General features: G+C 62.8%; 3 protein-coding genes. All 3 read right to left on the minus strand.

Features of this window, described 5'->3' with window-relative positions:
- Nucleotides 1–1800 (minus strand): ASKHA domain-containing protein (locus tag EN991_RS28940; protein ID WP_127370031.1); only part of this gene is annotated, 1800 nt, incomplete at its 3' end.
- Nucleotides 1751–2725, minus strand: a complete 975-nt coding sequence (locus tag EN991_RS28945) for a methyltetrahydrofolate cobalamin methyltransferase (protein WP_013531167.1) — start codon at nucleotides 2723–2725, stop codon at nucleotides 1751–1753. The genes EN991_RS28945 and EN991_RS28940, both read right to left, overlap by 50 nt.
- A gap of 81 nt (nucleotides 2726–2806) precedes the next feature.
- Nucleotides 2807–3280, minus strand: a 474-nt coding sequence (locus tag EN991_RS28950) for a methylenetetrahydrofolate reductase (RefSeq protein ID WP_164769438.1), incomplete at its 5' end; no start/stop codon positions are given.

The following is a 3280-nucleotide window of genomic DNA, read 5'->3' on the forward strand; positions in this document are numbered from 1 at the left end:
TTTCGGATCGATGAAGGAGCCGAAGGCGCCGGCGAAATGGATGCGGTCGACATGCTCGGTGTTCTGCTTTTCCATCAACAGCTTGGTGCCGGCATAAAGCGCTGCCTTGGCAAGCTGGATGGCGCGCACATCGGTCTGGGTGATGGTGATCTTCGGCCCATCTTCCGTCAATGCGGCGGAGCCGTCCTTCAGCACATAGGAGAAGGTGCGGCCGTTGGCCGTAACGCGTGGCGAGCGCGCCGAAAGCCCGCCGTCGATGACGCCGTCCTCGGAAATGATGCCGGCGAGATACATCTCCGCCACCACTTCGATGATGCCGGAGCCGCAGATGCCGGTGACGCCGGTCGCCTGGACGCTTTCCAGGAAGCCCGGCTCGTCGGACCACAGTTCAGAGCCGATGACGCGGTATTTCGGTTCAAGCGTATCGGGATCGATGCGCACGCGCTCGATGGCGCCCGGCGCTGCTCGCTGGCCGCCGGAGATTTCGGCGCCCTCGAAGGCAGGGCCGGTGGGCGAGGAGGCCGCAACCACCCGCTGGCGATTGCCGAGCACGATCTCGGCATTGGTGCCGACATCGACGATCAGCATCATCTCGTCCTGGCGATGCGGGCCTTCCGACAGCGTCACCGCCGCCGCATCCGCACCGACATGGCCGGCGATGCAAGGCAGCATATAGAGCCTGGCGCCCTGGTTGAGCTTGAGGCCGATGTCGGATGCCTTGATGTGCACCGCGCCCGAAACGGCGAGCGCGAAGGGGGCACCGCCAAGCTCGGTCGGATCGATGCCGAGGAACAGATGGTGCATGATCGGATTGCCGACGAAGACGCTGTCCAGGATGTCGTTGCGCTGGACATTGCCTTCGGCGCAGACCTTGTCGACGAGACCCGAGATCGCCTCGCGCACGGCGACCGTCATGCCCTCGCGGCCGTCCGGGTTCATCATCACATAGGAGACGCGGCTCATCAGATCCTCGCCGAAGCGGATCTGCGGGTTCGAGGTGCCCGACGAGGCGGCGACGCGGCCCGACAGCAGCGACACCAGATGCATGGCGATGGTGGTCGAGCCGATATCGCAGGCCAGCCCATAGGCTTCGTTCTTGAGGCCGGGCCAAAGTGCTACGACGCGCGCTGTCTCAGAGTCGGCATCCTTGTAGATGGCGGCGGTCGCGGTCCAGTTGCCCTTGCGCAGGATGCCTTGCACCTGCGGCAGCAGATAAAAATCGAAATCGAGGCTTTTCAAACCCCAATCGTGCATCAGCGCGATCTTCAGCCGGTCGAGATCACCAAGCGGCTTGTGCATGTCGGGTTCTTCGATCTCGACATAGCACATACGGATCGCCGCATCGCGGGCGATGACCCTGGTGTCGGCATCCTTGCGGATGGTCTGCGCGTTGATGACGGTGTCCTGCGGCACGTCGATGACGAGATCGCCGAGGATTTGTGCCGAGCAGGAGAGGCGACGCCGTTCGGGTAGGCCGCGGACGTGCTCATAGCGCTCTTCCTTGGCGCCCTTGGGCGTGATGTGGTCGTTGGAGGAGGTGATCTTGTGCTTGGCGAAATTGCCTTCCTGCACTTCGATCTGGCAACGCCCGCAAGTGGCGCGTCCGCCGCACACACTTTCGACATAGACGCCGAGCTGGCGCGCGGCATCGAGCACCGGGGTGCCGACAGGAAACCGCCCGCGCTTGCCCGACGGCATGAACAGCACGAGCGGGTCGGTGATGTTTGCAGGTGAATTCACGATTGCGCGCTTACCCTCGGCCCATCCGGGCTTCACGGCCGCCACGGCGGCGACCGCCATTGCCGGCGCCGTCGCCCGGCGCATTGACTTGCGTCGGGGCGGCAACGGCCTGGCCGCCTTCGGCCGGCTTGTAATCCTTGTAGGTGCGGATCCAGTTGGTGCAGTTCTCGTCGGTGCCGTTCAGCACATTGGCCCCGCGCACGGCTTCCATTTCCTGCGGCCGCACCGGGTTCATGATGGCCGAGGTCATCCCGGCGCCGATCACCATCGGGATGAAAGCGGCGTTGATGCCGTGGCGATGCGGCAGGCCGAAAGAGATGTTGGACAGGCCGCAGGTGGTGTTGACCTTGAGCTCTTCACGCAGGCGACGCAGCAGCGCGAAGACCTGGCGGCCGGCATCGCCCAGCGCGCCGATCGGCATGACCAGCGGGTCGACGACGACGTCATGCGCCGGAATGCCGAAATCGGCGCAGCGCTCGACGATCTTCTTGGCGACGGCGAAACGCACGTCCGGGTCCATCGAAATGCCGGTTTCGTCGTTGGAGATGGCGACGACCGGCACGTTGTACTTCTTGACCAGCGGCAGGATGGCTTCGAGCTTTTCTTCCTCGCCGGTGACGGAGTTGACGAGCGGGCGGCCCTTGGCAACCTTGAGTGCGGCTTCGATCGCGGCGGTGACGGAACTGTCGATCGACAGCGGCAGGTCGACCAGCCCTTGCACGATCTCCAGCGTCTGCACCAAAAGGCCGGGTTCGGTCTCGTTCGGATTGACCGAGGTGACGCCGGCGTTGACGTCGAGCATGGTGGCGCCACAGGCTGCCTGCTCCAATGCGTCCCTGATGACGGTCTCGAAATTGCCCGCGATCATCTCGGCGGCCAGCTTCTTGCGGCCGGTCGGGTTGATGCGTTCGCCGATCACGCAGAACGGCTGGTCGAAGCCGATGATGATTTCTCGTGTCGCCGAAGCGACGATGGTACGGGTCATAAATTCTCTCCGCCGTGATATAAAGATTTCTTTATATCGTTGTCTGGTTTCGTTCAAGCGAATGGGTGACCGTCCGCGCCGTCAGTGCGCGGTCTTCACCATGTCCACCTGCGTTTCGGTAATGTCGTCGTGCAAGATGCTGTCGAGCCGGTCGGCGACAAGCTGATCGTCGCGGCGGATCTCACGTTTCCATGGCTGGCGGCCCTTCAGCACGCCCGATTCATCGACGATCTCGGCAACATATTCTTCCTGTCGGTAGGCCATCACGTGAACGCCGGAAACACCTGATATTTCCTTCACCTCGTTGATGATGTCGATGCAGAGCTGCTTGCCTTCCTTTTTCTGGTCCTGGGCGCCTTCCAGCCGCTTGATGACAGAATCGGGAATATGGATGCCCGGCACGTTCGAGCGGATCCACTTGGCCGTCTTGGCCGAGGCGAGCGGCCCGACGCCAACCAGGATGAAGCATTTTTCGGTATAGCCGAGGTCGCGCACCTTTTGCATGTAGGTGCGGAACATGGGCACGTCGAAGCAATACTGGCTCTGTACGAATTG

Origin of the sequence: Mesorhizobium sp. M7A.F.Ca.US.005.03.2.1, assembly GCF_003997795.1 — a bacterium.
In the GTDB taxonomy this organism is placed as follows: Bacteria; Pseudomonadota; Alphaproteobacteria; order Rhizobiales; family Rhizobiaceae; genus Mesorhizobium; species Mesorhizobium ciceri.